A 17,619-nucleotide genomic window follows, 5' to 3' on the forward strand; every position below is an offset into this window, starting at 1 on the left:
TTTCTATGGTTTTATGGCAATTTGCAAACACATAAAGTAACTCGAATAGGGGGAATTATTTTTTGGGCTTATTAAAAGCTGGCGTTGGTTCATTAGTTGGCGTATTAGAAGATCAATGGCGTGAATATTTTTATTGCGATTCGCTCCCAGCGGATGTACTCGTAACAAAAGGGAAGAAACGAACATCAAAGCGAAGTGGGAATAAAGGAAATAATAATATTATTAGTAATGGTTCCATCATAGCAATCAATGAAGGGCAATGTATGATGATTGTTGAACAAGGGAGAGTGGTGGAGTTTTCAGCAGAACCAGGTGAATTTGTATATGATACTTCAACAGAACCTTCTATTTTTTATTCTAACGATTTGTCTTCAGGTATTAAAGAAACCTTTAAACAAATTGGTAAACGCTTTACTTTTGGTGGCGAACCAGGTAAAGATCAACGTGTTTACTATTTTAATAAGAAAGAAATTGTTGGTAACAAATATGGTACACCATCGCCAGTTCCTTTTCGAGTGATCGATCGAAATATAGGTCTCGATATTGATATTTCAATCCGTTGTCACGGGGAATATTCATATAAAATAATCGATCCCTTGCTTTTTTATACAAATGTTTGTGGAAATGTAGAAACGGATTATAAACGTGATACCATTGAAAGCCAACTAAAAACTGAACTTATGACAGCCCTACAACCGGCATTCGCGCAAATTTCTGCGAGTGGTGTTCGTTATAGTGAAATCCCTGCACACACATTGGAATTAGCAGATGCACTTAATAAAGTTCTATCAGAAAAATGGCTAGCAACTAGAGGAATTGCCATTGTCTCTTTTGGTATAAGTACGATGAAGGCATCAGAAGAAGATGAAGCGATGATTAAACAACTTCAAAGAAATGCGATTTTACGTGATCCTGGAATGGCGGCAGCTCATTTAACTGGTGCTCAGGCTGAGGCTATGACAAAAGCTGCAAGTAATGAAGGGGGAGCCATTACAGGATTTATGGGATTAAATATGGCTTCACAAACTGGTGGTGTCAATGCCGGCCAGCTTTTCCAAATGAGTGAACAAAATCGACAAGCCCAAATGGCACAACAGGAAGATGAATACAAAAATTAAATGGAAAAATGAAAGAAAATGTATTCATAAACAACAGGCACCTAAACCTGCCCCTACTACGATTTCGAATACATGGACGTGCTCTTGTGGTGTATCAAATACTGGTAAATTCTGTGCGGATTGCGGGAATACAAAGCCAGAAGTGGGCGTTTGGACTTGCAGTTGTGGCACTAAAAATAATGGAAAGTTTTGCTCGGATTGTGGAAATACAAAACCTACAGCGGATGGATGGTCTTGTAGTTGTGGCGCAATTAATAAAGGGAAGTTTTGTTCGGAATGTGGTAGTAAGAAACCTGAAGGCGCACTTCAATATGCTTGTGATAAGTGTGGTTGGGAACCTGAAGATCCATCATCACCACCGAAATTCTGTCCAGAATGCGGAGACCGCTTCGATGAGAAGGACGTTAAGTAGGAGGTGTAACGATGTCGATACAAGATGTAGAAAATACAAAAAATGCTTCCCTTCAATTTAATGCGGAATGTACTTCCTGTGGTGCATCAATTGAATTTAACCCCACAGCTGGTAAATTAAAATGCCCTTATTGTGATCATGAAACAGATATCCCTTTACCTGAGGATGAGGAAGAACGAGTTGCTCAAGAAATGGATTTTGAAGAAGCTGAAAAAACAGGGAATTTTGACTGGGGGGCAGAAAAGAAAACAATTATTTGTAAGTCTTGTTCAGCTGAAACAATCTATGATGCATTACAAGTAGCAGATAGTTGTCCATATTGTGGTTCGAACCAAGTTATGGAAGCTTCCGATACGAACTCTTTAGCTCCGAACGGGGTATGTGTTTTCGAAGTAACGGATAAGCAAGCAGGTGAAAACTTTCAAAAGTGGATTAAAGGAAAATGGTTTATGCCGAGCGAAGCAAAGCGGAGCGCCAAACCAGATAGTTTTAAAGGCGTATATGTGCCTTACTGGACATTTGATACGAAAATAAGTTCACGCTATAATGCACAATTCGGAATTGATCGGAAAGTGAAAGATAAAGATGGTAAGGAACGAACGGAAACAGATTGGTATAACACATCCGGTTTTTATCAAGAGTTTATTGACGACCATTTAGTGAGTGCAACAAAAAGGTACGACCGTAAAATGATGAAAAAAGTAGAACCGTTTAACGTTTTAAACAACAAAAGATATCGACCTGAGTACGTTGCTGGCTATTTATCAGAGCGCTATAGTATCGGCTTAAAAGAAGGTTGGGGTCAAGCGCGGAAAGAAATTCATGATCATCTTCATGGGAGAATTTCATCAAAAATTAAGCGCGAGCACAATGCAGACCGTGTTCGGAATTTAAAATTTTCAACAACCCACGATGACATCACGTACAAATATTTAATGCTACCTATTTGGCTATCGTCCTTTACATTTAATAATAAAATCTATCATTTTATGGTGAATGGTCAAACAGGTAAAGTAGGTGGCGATGTGCCAACTTCTCCACTTCGCGTAACTATAGCAATATTAGCAGTTGCTACGTTACTATTTATTTTGTGGTATTTCTTTAGATAGGTTTATCATTTACTAGCACCATTTCATCTGAGTGCCCTTTTCTATCAATAGTTATGGGTATCGGGATGATTCTTTGAAATGTTTATATTTTAAGAGTAAATGTCTCAAAACTAAATAGGGTTGAGGCATTTTTTGTTTTTAGTTTTCAACAAAATTTTGATTGACTGTACAAGATTTATCTAGTGGATAGTTAAGTATATTAACAGTTGAAATAATAATTATTACTAATAAACATTTCATTCAAGTTATTTAAGGTGAAATCTGTTCGTGGTATATTTATATAGTATTCAAATATAAGGTATTTTTACATATTAAAAGGAGACTTACACTGAGCATGGGTAAGTATATTGAAGAGTTAAAAAAACAACAAAGTTTATCAGCATTTGTTTCATCAACATTTAGAGATTTAATAGATGAACGAGAGATTTTGATGAAACGCGTATTTCCTCAGATTCGCAAATTATGTGCTGAAAGAGGCGTCATATGGAACGAGATTGATTTGCGTTGGGGAATAACAGATGAAGAAAAATCGGAAGGAAAAGTACTTCCAATTTGTTTAAGAAGAATAGATGATTGTCGACCAGTATTTATTGGTCTAGTAGGTGACCGTTATGGTTGGATCCCTGAAGAGTCTGAATTTTCAGATGAATTATTAAAGAAAGAACCTTGGTTAAAGGAACATATTGGCTCCTCTGTGACAGAAATTGAATTTATTCACGGTGCATTAAAACAACCTAATAATGATGGCTATGCATTTTTCTATCTCCGCAAAAGTTTGGAAAATATAGAAAATGATAATCAAGAGAGCCATAAGTTGAAAAAATTAAAGAATGAATTATACAAACGTGAAAGTGATCATTTTTTAGTAAAAGAATATTTGACTCATGAAGAGTTTGAAAGTATGGCAATTAATGATTTAACAAAAATGATCGACGAGTTATTTCCTCCATTCGGAAATGTACATCCTGCTGAACAGGAGGATTTAGTACATGAAACATATATGAGAAATCTGTCAAGAGTTTATGTAGAAAGAGCGGGGTACTTTAAAAAAATAGATGATTATGTAAGTTCTATGCAAACTATTCCTCAAATTGTAAGAGGAAATTCAGGTATTGGAAAGTCAGCACTTTTAGCAAACTGGGTCATGAAAAGACAAGAGGAATATCCTGAAGATATTGTAATCGGTCATTTTGTAGGTGCTAGTAAAACAAGTACCGATGCTTTACGAATGGTCGAAACCATTTTACAACGATTAAGTCTTCGCATTGGAATTGATTTAACTTTACCTAACAATATGAGTACCGCCAAAGAAATTTTTCACTTAGGCTTAAGAAAATCATCCAAATATGTAAATGGGTCAATTATTCTTGTATTAGATGGATTGAATCAACTTGAGGATAGAGATGGTGCACATGAACTAATTTGGTTACCAAAGGAACTTCCGATAAATGTTAAAATAATCATTTCAAGTCTTGATGGAAAAATTATTAATTCCATTGAAAAGAAAAACTGGAAAAAACAAGACTTGAATGTAGAAGGACTAAATCAAGGTGAATGTAAGGAAGTAATTACGGGTTACTTGGAGTTATTCGGAAAAAAACTCCAAAGTGATTTAATTGAACATATTATTTCAAGTCCATATACGAGTAATCCATTATATTTACGATTTTTGTTAGAAGAATTAAGATTATATGGCAATTATGATGATTTAAAGGAAAAACTCTTTTACTATCTTCAATTTAATGAGCCAGAAGAACTAATTGAAGCAATTTTTGACCGATGCGAAGACGAGTTTGAGGGGAATTATAAAGGACTTGTAGGAACGGCACTAAGTTTAATCTATTGTTCTAAAACTGGTATAGCAGAAAACGAGCTGTTAGAAATGCTCGCTTTTGATGGCGAACCTCTACCTTCTGCTATTTGGTCTCCATTATATTTAGCATTAGAGAGCTTTCTTATTATTAAGTCGGGGTTAATTGATTTATCTCATGATTTTGTTCGGAAAGCTGTCATAAGAAAATATTTATTTATAAATGAAAAGAAAACAGAAATACATAATAAAATTATTGAATACTGGGAAAATGCAGAAATTACCAATAAACGAGCGTATGAAGAATATCCTTGGCACTTAGCACAAGTAGGATTGTGGAACGATTTAAGTGAATTTTTAACAGATGAGTCCTTTCTTCCAACACTGTGGATGAAGAATCCTCATAATGTACTGGAATATTGGACTTTAATCGAAAACGATTCAACCATCAGAAGAGATTTCGTTTATTTGGGTCAAGATCTTTCATCAACAGAGTATCCAGTAACTTACCTACATGCTTGTTACCAGATTTTAAACTACACAGGTGATAAAGAAAATATCAAACAAATTTATCATAATATTACTTCTCGTTTATGGAGTGAAATAAGAAATTTTACTCCATTTTCATCCGTTGAAGTACTAACCATAAAGGAAGAATTGAAATTCAATCTATTTGAATTAAGTTTTTTCATGGCTTGCTTCCGTTTATTAGAACAAATAGATTTGTTAGAGGTATGTGATGAAGAAGTTATACAATATTATCGTTATATTGTAAATGATTACAATAATCATGGCATGGATTTTCAAATTGAAAACTATGTATCTATTGCTACATTATTGCTACAAGCATATAAACATACCTCTGATAATAACATTTCATTAGCAAAAGACTCGTATAATTCGTTAGAAGAAAAAGTGAATGAGTTAAATGATGATATTTTAGAATTATTTATTTTAATTGGTAGAGCAGAGCTGTATTATACTGCTAATGATTATAATGTAAGTCTGAGATTTTATAAAAGTGCTGAAAAAATATTAAATAGTATCAATAGTTATGAATTGCAATTTTTATACCGTCAAAGATATCGAACAATTTATTTAATGATTTTAGATAATCAAACGCAAGAAGAGGCTTATCGTTTTTTAAAAGAAACCGAAATGGTAGCAAGAGGGAATCAGGATTTAGTTTTACTTGCAGAAATTTTATTATATAAAGGATTATTGTATAAAAGACTCCAGAAGGAAAATAATGCGTTAAATTCTTATTTAGAAGCATTGGAGATATCCAGGAATCTAGGCTTGGTAGAAGTTAGAGTTAAAGCTTTAATTAAGATTGGCGAAATATATCGTCAACAAAATAATAGTGAAGAAGGATTAAAGTATAATTTAGAAGCAAATCCTTTTATAAACATGTTACGAGAACCTGATGTATCTTTAGAATTATTAATATCAAGGACAATGCTTTATCAAGAATTAGAGGAAGAACAACAATCCTTGGAAGTATTCAAATCAGCATGTCAATTGGCTGAAATACTGGGATCATTTAATGAAATTCAAACGGTGTTAAATAAGGAATTGCATAAATATTCTTGGAAGTTAAATAAAAATCAAACCTATGCAACTATAACAAAATTAAAATTACTACCAGACGATATTGAAAATAGATGTGAAACAACATTTCTACGATTTTTAGGTTTTGATTTTTTACATCAGAAACACTTTAAGGAAGCTTTTTTAATCTTTCAGGATGTTGAAAAATTAGCGATAAAAAATAATGAGCAGGAAGAATTAATTTATGCATTACGACATCAGGCAGAGGCGTGTGTGGGATTGTCTGAATATGACAAAGCGATTGATTTATATAAAAAGGTAGAAAAAAATGAACGTTCATCAAATAATCAATACTTTCTAACCAAGGATATAAATTGTCAAGGGGATATTTTTGTATTAAAAGGAGATTATCAGCAGGCTCTATCAAAATATCAAGAGGCGGAAGAAATTGTCCGAAAAACACAACAACAATATACGGATTTAATCAATAGCCTTAGTGGACAAATAGATGTTTATAAAATTTGGGGAGAGAGAACACTTTCGGAAAATATATTAGTAGAAATATTTAAATTGGGTCATCAAATAGGGCAACACTATGAGGAAAATGGAGCTCCTGATGAAGCAATTCTATTATATATCGAAATAGCTAAGGCGATGAGAAAACATGAAAATGACCATTACTTGCTTGATTATCTTGATAAAATAAGAAAACTAGCAGAATTTTTTGTAGATACAAATTTAATCCTATCTACAACAAAAGAAGCTGAAGAAGTATGTAAACGACTAGGTGATGAAGAAGGAGAAAAATTATATAAATTTTTACATGCTGAATTTTATTTTGATCATGGAAAAATAAATGGGGCTGATGGAATTTATCTTAATGATAAATTGAATCTAATAGAATACTATGAGCAAGTAGGAGTTTATTTTAGTTTAACTGAAAATAAACCATTCCTTGCTATTTGCTATAAAAGATTAGCAATCCTTTATTCTAATCTAGATGAAATTGGTAAAGCACTATTTTCTATTAGACAAGCTGAAAAAATGTATTTCATTTTAGAGGATTATGATCGTTTAAATGAATGTATCACTTTACATATTACCTTTTTAAAAAGATTAGAAAATCTAGAAGAAATGTATGTGAAGTCGTTATTAATGCAGAAAGAAATTGAAGGGGATTCGTTTAATGATGAGAACATTGCCGTAGTAGAATCATTGAAACGAAAAGTGATACTGCTTGATCCAGGACATGGTGGACCTGATACAGGTGGAATTTCGAATGGATTGAAAGAAAAGGATTTAGTATTATTTACCTCTGTGTTACTGGCTGAATTATTAATTAAATGTGGAGCTGAAGTAATATTTACTAGAACAGATGATAGTCAAGTTCCTCTAACAGAAAGAGTTAAAATAAGTGAGAAATATATTGCGGATGCTGTTATTAGCCTTCATTACAATACGGCAATTAATCCAATCAATGGTACAGAAACTTATTATGCTAATGCAGAAAAAGATATGAAATTAGCTAAATTAATTCAATCACAGCTTGTACATCATACGGGTCTACATGATCGTGGTATAAAGCATGGAGAATTCTTTGTTAATAGAAATGTAAAATGTCCATCGGTTTTAGTAGAGCTTGCATTTATTTCAAATCTAAAAGACCAACATCAAATAAAAACTCTTCAATTCCAAGAACAGTCGGCGATAGCAATCTTCAATGCACTATCAAAATATTTTGAATAAAAAAATTTGTAAAAAGTGGAGGTTGTAAAATGAGTAACATGATTGGATATGTTGTATTTACAGACTTGAAAGGGTTCTCCAAAATGAATGAACCTGAAACATTTTATGAACATACAATACGACCACTTGCAAAGAATTTAAAGAAGTATAAATATAAAGCGGAAGTGTGGAACACATGGGGAGACGCGTTGGTTGCTGTATTTGTACATGCTATTGATGCTGTTGAACTAATGATTGAGTATCGAGATTATTTTCGAAAAAACAAATTACTCGCATTACAACCCCGCATTGCTGGCCATTACGGAGAAATGCTATTATACAACGACCCGTTGATTAATAATATGGATAATGTACTTGGTGATACGGTCAATAAAGCAGCACGTATTGAACCGATTACTTTTCCTGGTGAAATTTATGTTAGTGAAGAGTTTATAAAAAAATTTATAGAAGAAAAAGAAAAAGCTCAAGACTCAGAGAAAGAACGCTATAATCAAATGCGCTTTACGGATTTAAAGGAATGGGAACTACCTAAAAATGCGGGAAAGATACATTTATACCGTTTGTTTCATGAAAGTGAAGAAGCGTGGAATATTAACAGTTTATTTGTGAAAAATGACGAAGAAAATATTGATCATTTATTCGATCAATTAAACATAGGCAAGGTAATTAAAGAAGCCAGAGAACATAGTGTCATTGTACAAGCAAAACAGAAAAATTCTAAAGAAGAAATTGATAAGGTAATAAAAAGTTACTTTCAAATTCCAGAAAAGAATGACCAACTTAATTGGCAAGTGTTCGAGAAAAATCAAAATGAAATCAGTGGACCGTTGTATATTGCGTTAGCAGAGCTATATAAAAATATCGGCGAATATAAATTGGCATTGAATTGTATTAATAATGCTCAAAAATGGTCTACTGATATGTCATTGAATGATAGAGATGATAGTCAAAAGACTAAACCTTGGACAAGTTCATTGGGTGGAGTAACATTACAACCATTCTCCCGGAATAATTCAATCCTGAAATTAAAAGCAGATATTCTTTCTAAGGATGATAAATATCAGGAAGCTAAATTAATTTTAGTTGATTTATTGCAACAAGATCCTACTGATACGGAAGTATTAACGAAACTAGCTGCTCAACTAAAAAGAGAAGCGTTTAACATCGATACAAAAGTTAAACAAGGTGAAAAAGACGAACAAAAGGAATTATTGGAGGAAGCTTTATATCTTTATTTAGAGGCTTTCCGTAGAAACCGAGATTACTATTCAGCTATTAATGCATCCTATATTGAAAGTATTTTAGACAAGTCAAATGGCTGGCATTTAGCTTCTTATATTTTTAATACATGGAACCATGAAACGGGCCGTGATTGGTGGTTAGATAGTACTTTAGCTGAGACACAACTACTCCAGGGCGAATTTCAATTTTGTTATCAAAGAATGGAAAGAGCTGTTATGAAGCATAATCCTCCATTTTTTGAAAGACATGCAACCAGAGATCAAATTTCTAATTACATTAAGATAGTTCATTTAAGACGAAACAAAATACCTACAGATGATAAGTTGCGTCACGCTGCATTGTTATCAATTTTGTTGTACAACCCTAAGCTAGTAGAGGAATATAAAGGAAAAATTCTCAATAATGGTAAAAATCAATTTGAAAATATATGTGTTGATGAAAGTGAAAAATTATATAAAATCATCGTGGCTAAAAACGAGGAACTTATGGACGTATTCAATGACGTCTTTGGCGAAAGTAAAAATAATGACAAAGAAGAAGAACACCTGGAAAAGCTGGTGGAGATGTCTGGAGGTATGTAATGGAATCACAAAATAAAAATGAATCATCTGAACAATCACACTCAAAATCTAGGCTAGAAGAAATCATCAAAAATGAAAAATTACAAGTGGAAACTTTTACAGATGATAGTCAAACAGCCGGAGTTGTCAAAACGAATTATAGCAATAATGAGAATGTATATTTAAATAATTCCATACGTTTTGCAGATACAAAGGCAGCTGCGCTAGTTGCCGTCAATGGGTTGGTAGCTAAATTTGTTTTTGATTTAATTAATCAACAAGACAAAATTCTTCAAATTGAAACGATTATAGGGTTTATTTTCCTAATGGTCGGTATAGGTTTATCTGTTTTAGTAGTCTTTCCACAAAAGGCAAACAGTCGAACAAAAGGAATTATTTATTGGGAAAATATTATTCAAATGGATTTAGATGAATACATAAATACCGTTGAAGAAATGCCTCCAAAGGAATTACGAAAACAAATTTTAATTACAAACTATATTCAATCAAAAATACTGACTAAAAAATTTACGTATTTAAGATATGCATTTATTAGTAGTTTAATAGGATATTGTATTCTAGCTTTTGTAGCAGTAATTACTTTTTTGTTTAATTAGGAACAAAAGGGGCTTTTAGCTAAATTCTAGCTAAGGGCTCTTTTAGTTTGTAAACTTTTACGTGAGGGAGATTAATTTGGAAACAATTCAACTTTACCCAAAAACAATACATGAATTATTGATTGATACTGCGAATGGTGACCGAATTTTTGAACTAATTTACGGAAATCTATTAGCAATTAAAACCGACTTATGGGTAACGACGGTATATGCTGAAAATAAAGGTGAACTTTTTAATTCGATAAAAAATTTATTGGGTCTTGGAAGCAATTATTATGAGAGGAAAATAGTCCCATTAACAAATGGGGGGTATATTGGCTTCATTGATGATGAAAATCAAAAGCTACTTACGGTAAATATTGATAAAAAAGAAGGATCTATTATTAATCCAAGTGAATTTCAAGAAATTATTCAAGCGACATTTTCAGCCGTAGCTGCTTTAACATACGAAGGTTATACTTTTCAAGAAATATCATTGCCAGTAATCGGAAAAAAAGGATTACAACCACAAGAATATGAAGGGTCACTAAAATGGTTTATTCATTATGCCATCAATTATTTAAAATTCTCACATTCTACCAAGAAAATTAAATATTTTATCCATATAAAAGAAGACGTACCTTATTGGAATGAAGCGATTACTCAATTATTTACAAAAAACGTAATGGATCCACCTAATAGTAAACAGTTTTCCACAACAATCAAAGACGAAATTGTCACGTTAATTGATACATTTCCTAAAATTAGCCGTTTGTTTGTTAAAGAAATTCTTGATGTTTTGAGACAGGAATTAAGTAAGCGTGATTCCCTTAATTATACACTGCTTCTAAATAAGGCAGATGAATTGGTCGATTGTATACTAAAGGATTTATATAAACTCGATGGAATCGTATGTTCGATGCCAATGCCGACATATCGATTATCACGAGAACATTTAATGGAATTGCAAGAGGCGGAGCTTATCCCGGATGGATTTTTTAATTACTTCATAACCATAAGAAATTTAAAAAATATACGTTACTTCCAAACAGACATCGACATTGAACGCCATTCAGATGAAACTGTACTTTTTTTACTCTTACTACAAAGAATTATTTCATTTTATCAGGAGTTTTATAGGAAATTTTATTAGAAGGGAGTGTTTTGGATGAATGAAATGATTAATAGAGTAATCATTGAATCAAATCGTGGTGATAAGTCCTTTATTCTAATTAAAGGAAATCTGTTACGGGATGATGGAGATTTAATTGTTGTAAATACATATGAAGATATGAATGGGAACATTATTGGAGATTTTTCTCAAATAGTAAAAGAACAATTCCATTTAGCTAATGCCAAAGAGCGCACCATTTTTTTTCTAGAAAATGGTGGTTCCGTAAATTTAATTGAATCATCCTCTGATACTTCTATCAGAATATTAATTCTCCATTCTAGATTAAGAGAAGGAGAACCGATTTCTAAAGAATTATATGAGAAGTTAATTAAAGGTCTATTCTCTGCACTTGTTTCTTTGGAAGTTTCTGGTTACCGCTTTTCAACGATTTCATTACCAGTGTTATTAAGAAAGGGCATTAGTCATATCCACAATGAAGCAGCTGCTATCTTAATTCAACATGCAGTGAAATGGTTAAAGACTTCTAAATATACAAATACCATTCGTTACTATGTTTATGAAAAAGGAGATCAAAATAAATGGAACGATGCGATTGAGCAGACATTAGGGAGGAGTGTCGTTAATGCTACAATTGATGAACAGGTAAGTAAGCTAAGAATTTATCTTCTTGCCTTAATCTACAGTTTCCCAAAGGATGAGGCTGTTTATCAAGATACCTTAGTACCATTGCAAAATGCGTTAAATCGAGAGTTAATCAGTCCTGAAGTTGTCGCAGCATTTGGTCGAAAATTAGCAGAATCTCTATGTGAAAAAATGACTGGAAATACAAATGTATCCTTCAATGTGAATTTGTCTACATTAAAAAAAGAAGGCAATCTGGATCCGTTTTTTTTACAATGTCTCTATCAAATTAAAGCATATGGCAACACATCCATTCATCGCTCGAACCCAATATATGGATCAGATACTTTAACATTAGATGATTTAAAAATATTATTAATTATATTAAAGAAAATACTCTTAGCGTATCAGCTTCAACTATCTCCAGCTAGTGGGGAAATCTAAAGTGAGGCGAATACACAATTCTCCATAGAGTAACTAAGGTAATTTTCACCATTTTATGATAGAGTAAAGAAATAAATCTACTATTTCTAACAATTACACCATTATTGATAAATGAACTAATTTTATGTTTTTAGACAAAGGAGCGATTTGATGGCCTATTCACCGAAACCAATTGATACTTCACAGGTTGAATTATCACCTGAAATATTAGAATTAACTGAGTTACTAGCGGAGCATATACATGATGTATGGGCACAAGAACGAATGAAAGATGGGTGGCAAGTTGGGGAAAAACGAGATGATGATAAAAAGCTTCATCCAGGTCTAGTTCCGTACCATGAACTATCAGATAGGGAAAAAGACTATGACCGTGAGACTGCACTACAATCGTTAAAAGCAATTTTGGCACTAGGTTATAAAATAGAAAAAAAGTAATTCAACTAAAATATTAGTCGTGTCTTTTCAAAATTACCCATCGAACTTAGATGGGTAATTTTTTGTACTCCAAAGTGTAAAACATAAATTAGAATCTACTTTGCTTTTTAAGAGATTTGTCTGTCACTCATAATACCCCAACATTTCTGATATCTCTTTTGCCAACCTCTGAATTTCCGCAATCATCTCTTTCTGTATAGGAGAATCGTTAATCGTTTTATTTTCCGCGATAACTGCAATAGATGAAACGACTTCTCCTGAATAATCTTGAATGGGCGCGGCATAGCTGGTATAGCCAACAAAAAACGTATCCTTTGCAATGGCTATTTTCTTTCTTCGTATCTTTACCATCTCTTCGTTTAATGCCTCCACATCCGTTAATGTGTGTGGCGTATATTTTGTTAATGGTTGACTCAATACGTAATCAATCATCTTTTTACTTTTAAATGCAAGTATTGCTAGCCCCTCTGCCGTACAGTGTAAATCATTTCGGCGTCCGATTTTTGTAACGAGCTTTCTTGGTATTTCTCCTAATTCCCTCATTAAATAGACAACATGCAATTGTTCCATCACACAAATGTGTACAGGTAAATTAAAATGATTTGCAAATTCTTTTAAGAGCGGTTCCGCATCTAAATATAATTCTTTATGACTTTGTACAACACCACCTAACGCAAGTACAGAAAAACCTAGTTTGTATTTTGATTTTTGTTCATCTTGTATTAAAAATCCTTCTGCAACCAGTTCTTTCAATATTCGGTGAACCGTTGATTTTGGAAGATTTATTATTGTGGCGATTTCTGTAACAGAAAGCAGTGGTGTTTTTGGTGTAAACAATTTTAAAATTCTTAAAGCATTTTTAACAGATTGAACAAAATATTTTTCATCTAGTGCATGTTTCATAATCGATGACTCCTTATGATTGTTTGATGAAATCTGAAATTTCGATGCTTGTTTTAATAACCTGGTCGATTATTTTCTTCATTTGAGGGCGCATTCGTTGGCGTAGTCCTGCAACACTAATGGAAGCAAAAACTTCACCATCCTTATTAAAAAGTGGTGCTCCAATAGAAAGGACATTCTCAACCATTTCTTTATCACTGATAAAATACCCCTGTTTTCGTCCTTCTTCTAAACGCTTGTTTAATTGAGTAATCGATGAAATTGAATATGCAGTTTCTTGATGAAATCCATCTTTATAGAGCATTTCAATCTCTTCATCACTTAAATAGCCCAAAAGCGCAAGACCAGAAGCGGTGCAATGTGCTGGGTTACGTCGACCGATATGTGAACGTAATTGAACGCGGTGTTCATTATCCTCTTTTTTCAAATAGATGACTTCGTTTCCTTGTAAAACTGCAATATGTGATGATTCACCAGTGACTTTCGTTAAATTTTTTAAAAAACTAGTCATGTCTTTTAATGAATAAAATTGTTCTAGCAAAGTGTTAGAAAGCGAAAGGATTGATGATCCAAGGGCGTATGTATTATATCGAGTATTTTGAGTAATAAATCCTTCGCTTTCTAAGGTTTGAACTAATCGACATGCTGTGCTTTTTGAAATAGCAAATTGTTCTGCAATGTCATCTAGGGTTAATTCAATATCATCTACTGAAAAGCTTTTTAAAATGCGTAGTGCGTTTGTTAATGAACTATTTTTTGTACGTGTCATATAACAGTTCTCTCCTATTTAAAAATATTCTGAAATAACAATCGTAGAATTAGATACATAAATAATAAAAATTGATAAATCCAAAATTAAGTAATTCGTTCCATATAGCAGAATAAAAGCCTTTTCAAAATCTATTAATAACATTACCATAGTTTTAAGATTAATAATTAGAAATTTTCTAAAAAAAGAAAATTATTTATTTGGGAGGTATACTATGACAGTTCATCATGTTTATGAAACAGAAGTTGGATTGCGACAATATCAATTCCAACGATTAAATCAACTACTAGTTTTTATATCAAATTTTAATGAATTTTATAAAGAAAAATTACAAGGTGTTCATTTACCGATTAAAGATTTTGAAGATTTAAAACGTCTTCCTTTTACAACAAAGAAAGAGCTAGCTCAAGATCAAATTGATTATGCGCCATTAGGACGTAATCACTCTTATCCGAATGAAAGCTATATTCGTTACCATCAAACTTCAGGAACAACTGGAAGACCATTGAAAGTTTTAGATACTCAACAAAGCTGGGATTGGTGGGCAAGTTGCTGGACTGAGGTATTAAAAAGTTCAGGCGTTACCAAATCGGATAGTTGTTACTTAGCCTTTTCATTTGGACCATTTATTGGTTTTTGGGCAGCACATGAAGGAATTCGTAAATTAGGAGCTTTGGCTATTCCAGGTGGGTCAATGTCTTCTGAAGAGCGTCTGAAAAGTATGTTAGGCAATAATGCGACCGTACTTTTATGTACACCAAGCTATGCATTGCATTTGGCGGAAGTTGCAGAAAAGTTAGGTTTAGATATTAAAAACTCAAGCATTCGTACGATTATTACGGCAGGCGAACCAGGTGGATCAGTTCCATCGACTCGTGCGCAAATCGAAAATTTATGGGGTGCAAAACTTTACGATCATATCGGAATGACTGAGATGGGCGCTTATGGTTTCTCTTGTAAGGAACAAAAGGGGATTCATGTAAACGAAAGTGAATTCATTATGGAGGTTATTAACCCAGAAACATTGGAACATGTTCAACCAGGTGAACAAGGGGAATTAGTACTTACAAACTTAGGGCGCTTTGGTTATCCGATGATTCGTTATCGTACGGGTGATGCAGTTATTTATCAAAAGGAAACATGCTCATGTGGTAATCATTATCAGTTCCTTCCTGGAGGAATCGTTGGCCGTACAGATGACATGGTTGTAATTCGTGGAGTCAACATTTACCCTTCATCAATAGAGGCGGTTGTTCGTGAAGTAAATGAAATTAAAGAATTCCGTATCATTTACTATATTGAACATGAAATGCACCAAATTAAATTACAAATTGAAGGTCCTGAGAAAGCGGTTACAACTCTTTCAGCATTGTTACGTGAACGAATTGGTTTACGAATCGATGTAGAGCGTGTAGAGGATAATTCGTTACCTCGCTTTGAAATGAAGGCAAAACGTGTTGTTGATCAACGGTAGTAAAGCATCTAGAAGAGGAGCTGAATAAATGGATTATCGTTTTAAAATTAGATTTGGAGATACAGATGCAGCTGGTATTGTGTTTTATCCGAACTATTATCGTTGGATGGATGAGGCGACCCATGAGTTTTTTAATAACTTAGGGTGCCCAACTGATCAACTAATGAAAGAAAAATTGGCCACTCCATTATTAGAAGCACATTGTGTGTTTAAATCACCAGGTTTCTTTAACCATGAAATTGTGTTAACGACAAAGGTTGAATATATTCGCGAAAAAGTATTTAAGCTTGTTCATTGTTTTAAAGATGGGGAGACAGTTTTAGCAGAAGGTTATGAGGTTCGCGCTTGGGTTTCACTTGAAGGAGGGCTACCAAAGTCACAGCCAATACCAGATGAAATAAAAGAACAAATGCAAAAACATTTAATAGGGGGTTAAAGTATGAGTACTGAAAGAGAAGTATTAGTAATCGGTGCTGGTCCAGTTGGTATGACCGCAGCTCTTGCATTACATAGTAAAGGAATTAAGGCCACGATTTTAGAAGCAGAAAAGGAAGGCCGTGAACGCGCGGGAAGTCGTGCGATTTATATCCATAAGGCAACATTGCAATTACTTGAAGAAGTTTCACCAGGCTTAGGTATGGAATTAGCAGAGATTGGTGTTGTTTGGCCAGTTAAACGTTCCTTCTATCGAGGGGATGAAGTGTATAAACGAGTTTACGAGCCACCAAAACCTAATACATTACCAGCGTTTTCTAGCTTACATCAGCATGAAATTGAAAAAGCGATGTATAGAAGATGTTTAGAAGCTGGTGTTGAGTTCGTTTGGGAAGAGCCTGTAACGAATGTCATTTCTACTGAAGAAGGTGTCACAGTAGAAACTGAGAACAATAAATGGTCTGCTAAATATGTGATTGGTGCAGATGGTGCTCGTTCTGTTGTTCGTCAATCAGTTGGTATTAAATTCGAAGGACCACGTAAATCAGATGCATTTATCGTAGTGGATGTAGAGGAAGACCAAGAAAATCCATTACCAATCGAGCGTATTTTCCACTATCAACATCCTGATGCAGGTGGACGTAATGTCATGCACGTACCATTTGCAGGTGGATGGCGAATTGACCTTCAATTATTCGATGAAGACGATCGCGAATGGTATGGTTCCGAAGAAGGTGTTCGTGAATGGTTACCAAAAGTAATGGATCCAAAATATGCAGATCGCATCACATGGATTTCAACGTATACGTTCTACCAAGTAGTGGCAGACCGCTATACAGATGACAATAACCGCGTCATTCTGGCTGGTGAAGCTGCACACCTATTTGCACCATTTGGGGCACGTGGACTAAACTCAGGTGTACCGGATGCGACAGTAGCTGTACAAGGAATTGCAAAAGCACTACAAGTAGAATCAAACCCAGAAGAACGTCGTGCGGCAATTCAAGCGGCAGCAGATGAGCGACTATCAGCGGGATTATGGAACCGTGAATGTTCGAACTTAGCCCTTGAACATATTCAAGGAACAAATGAAGAAATAAAAATGAAACGTGAAGTAGCCGCATTCCTTGCACCACACATTCCAGCACTTGGGAAATGGTTAGATGAAGGTCCATTTGGTCCACGTTCAGGCCCACCAAAATTATCAACTAAATATTAATAGGTTAGTGAAGGGAAGGAAGGGGTGAGCCTTCCCTTCA

General features: G+C 33.9%; 12 protein-coding genes and 1 pseudogene. 11 read left to right on the forward strand and 2 right to left on the reverse strand.

The window, feature by feature from the left end:
• Nucleotides 1-62: 62 nt before the first annotated feature.
• From NKR20_RS08025 to NKR20_RS08065, 8 genes and pseudogenes are all read left to right on the forward strand, one after another.
• Nucleotides 63-1,530: pseudogene (locus tag NKR20_RS08025) on the forward strand (SPFH domain-containing protein).
• Between the two features lie 11 nt (nucleotides 1,531-1,541).
• Entirely contained in the window at nucleotides 1,542-2,639 is a 1,098-nt protein-coding gene (locus NKR20_RS08035) for a TFIIB-type zinc ribbon-containing protein (protein WP_253425172.1), read from the forward strand.
• 334 nt (nucleotides 2,640-2,973) lie between these two features.
• On the forward strand, nucleotides 2,974-7,746 hold the full coding sequence (locus NKR20_RS08040; protein ID WP_253425175.1) for an N-acetylmuramoyl-L-alanine amidase: 4,773 nt from the start codon (nucleotides 2,974-2,976) through the stop codon (nucleotides 7,744-7,746).
• Between the two features lie 29 nt (nucleotides 7,747-7,775).
• Complete coding sequence (locus NKR20_RS08045; RefSeq protein ID WP_253425179.1) at nucleotides 7,776-9,569, forward strand: adenylate/guanylate cyclase domain-containing protein; 1,794 nt, start codon at nucleotides 7,776-7,778, stop codon at nucleotides 9,567-9,569.
• Nucleotides 9,569-10,165, forward strand: coding sequence for a Pycsar system effector family protein (locus NKR20_RS08050; protein ID WP_253425181.1), 597 nt, complete (start codon nucleotides 9,569-9,571; stop codon nucleotides 10,163-10,165). The genes NKR20_RS08045 and NKR20_RS08050 overlap by 1 nt, the downstream gene beginning before the upstream one ends.
• A gap of 76 nt (nucleotides 10,166-10,241) precedes the next feature.
• Nucleotides 10,242-11,297, forward strand: a complete 1,056-nt coding sequence (locus NKR20_RS08055) for a hypothetical protein (RefSeq protein WP_253425184.1) — start codon at nucleotides 10,242-10,244, stop codon at nucleotides 11,295-11,297.
• Nucleotides 11,298-11,312: 15 nt separating this feature from the next.
• A complete protein-coding gene (locus tag NKR20_RS08060; protein ID WP_121215979.1) occupies nucleotides 11,313-12,344 on the forward strand; it encodes a DUF4145 domain-containing protein in 1,032 nt (343 codons plus the stop codon).
• Nucleotides 12,345-12,494: 150 nt separating this feature from the next.
• On the forward strand, nucleotides 12,495-12,779 hold the full coding sequence (locus tag NKR20_RS08065; RefSeq protein WP_121215978.1) for a RyR domain-containing protein: 285 nt from the start codon (nucleotides 12,495-12,497) through the stop codon (nucleotides 12,777-12,779).
• A gap of 123 nt (nucleotides 12,780-12,902) precedes the next feature.
• Here the strand turns inward: NKR20_RS08065 and NKR20_RS08070 are convergent, their stop codons facing one another.
• Both NKR20_RS08070 and NKR20_RS08075 read right to left on the reverse strand, forming a co-directional pair.
• Complete coding sequence (locus NKR20_RS08070) at nucleotides 12,903-13,682, reverse strand: IclR family transcriptional regulator (protein ID WP_253425187.1); 780 nt, start codon at nucleotides 13,680-13,682, stop codon at nucleotides 12,903-12,905.
• 13 nt (nucleotides 13,683-13,695) lie between these two features.
• Nucleotides 13,696-14,451, reverse strand: coding sequence for an IclR family transcriptional regulator (locus tag NKR20_RS08075; RefSeq protein WP_253425190.1), 756 nt, complete (start codon nucleotides 14,449-14,451; stop codon nucleotides 13,696-13,698).
• Between the two features lie 214 nt (nucleotides 14,452-14,665).
• Between NKR20_RS08075 and NKR20_RS08080 the strand changes: the two genes are divergently transcribed.
• The 3 genes from NKR20_RS08080 to NKR20_RS08090 are packed head-to-tail and all read left to right on the forward strand — an operon-like array spanning nucleotide 14,666 to nucleotide 17,579.
• Nucleotides 14,666-15,925 carry a phenylacetate--CoA ligase family protein gene (locus NKR20_RS08080; protein WP_121215975.1) on the forward strand — a complete coding sequence of 420 codons (1,260 nt, stop codon included), beginning with the start codon at nucleotides 14,666-14,668 and terminating at the stop codon, nucleotides 15,923-15,925.
• 28 nt (nucleotides 15,926-15,953) lie between these two features.
• On the forward strand, nucleotides 15,954-16,361 hold the full coding sequence (locus NKR20_RS08085; RefSeq protein WP_253425193.1) for an acyl-CoA thioesterase: 408 nt from the start codon (nucleotides 15,954-15,956) through the stop codon (nucleotides 16,359-16,361).
• A 3-nt stretch (nucleotides 16,362-16,364) separates the two neighbouring features.
• Nucleotides 16,365-17,579 carry an FAD-dependent monooxygenase gene (locus NKR20_RS08090; protein WP_121215824.1) on the forward strand — a complete coding sequence of 405 codons (1,215 nt, stop codon included), beginning with the start codon at nucleotides 16,365-16,367 and terminating at the stop codon, nucleotides 17,577-17,579.
• Nucleotides 17,580-17,619: the final 40 nt, after the last annotated feature.

It is taken from the genome of Ureibacillus endophyticus (assembly GCF_024159215.1).
GTDB lineage: Bacteria > Bacillota > Bacilli > Bacillales_A > Planococcaceae > Ureibacillus > Ureibacillus endophyticus.